This window comes from Paenibacillus periandrae (assembly GCF_022458865.1).
GTDB lineage: Bacteria > Bacillota > Bacilli > Paenibacillales > NBRC-103111 > Paenibacillus_S > Paenibacillus_S periandrae.
Map to the genome: position 1 here is coordinate 1 of NZ_JAJNMU010000096.1, position 942 is coordinate 942.

1 protein-coding gene and 1 pseudogene are annotated in these 942 nt (G+C 49.4%); both read left to right on the plus strand.

From position 1 onward, the window contains the following. Nucleotides 1–443 (plus strand): ABC transporter permease subunit (locus LRL21_RS44680; protein WP_240422199.1); only part of this gene is annotated, 443 nt, incomplete at its 5' end. Beyond that, a pseudogene (locus LRL21_RS44685) lies at nt 444–942 on the plus strand (hypothetical protein); the annotation flags it as partial.

Sequence of the window (942 nt, forward strand, 5' to 3'; positions counted from 1 at the left end):
TCCTGCTGTTCGGCGGAGACTATTTTCCGAAAATCATATACAGCTACAGCGGATTAGTGCTTGCCAATCTTTGGTTCAACATTCCGTTTACCACGATGATGCTCAGTTCCGCTCTATCCGGCATTCCAAATTCAATTGTGGAGAGTGCTAAGGATGCCGGAGCCGGAAGGCTGCAAATTTTGCTTAGATTCATAATCCCCCTTTCCTATAAAACGATGCTGGTCTCGATGACGTTCGTCTTCATGGGCATTATCGGCAGCTTCACCGCACCGTTCCTTATAGGTCCCAATGCACCGCAAGTTCTTGGGGTCGCAATGGAGCAGATGTTCGGCGTATACAAGGAAATCGGCAAAACGAGTGCAACGGCCGTATTTATGTTCGTGCTTTGCTCGTTTATGGGTTATTTCTATATTCGCAGTATGATTCGGGAGGAACGACAATAAATGAGAGAACAATTGATGCATTTCGAGCCGGAAAATCCGGCGGTTGTTGAAGCCGGACAGGGTGTCCGGCTGTCTTTTCATATGTCGAAGGCAGGTTTTATGGAATTTACGCTGACTGCGGCTTGCAACGGGGACTGGCGGTTTGAGGGCAGGGAGTCCGTAATGCTCAAGGTCTTGCTGAACGGGGAATACAACCAGGATATCGTTTTATTCTACGGTGACCGTTGGCTGGAGTATCCGCGGCTGCTTGGGTTTTTGGAGGAAGGATCGTATGAAGCGGAGCTGCAATTTCACGAGCAGTCGTCGCCGGATGCCCGAATGGCTTCAGTCAAGACGGTGGTTGTGAACCTAGTGGACCGCGATTCCGAGCTGGGTCTCGTATATCGTTACACGCCTTTGCTGTACGGACGGAATATCGGACATCCAACAGAAAGCTGTTATACCGATACTCCATTAATTATGTTCTATACACTTGAACGCGGCGATGAGCAAACCGTGC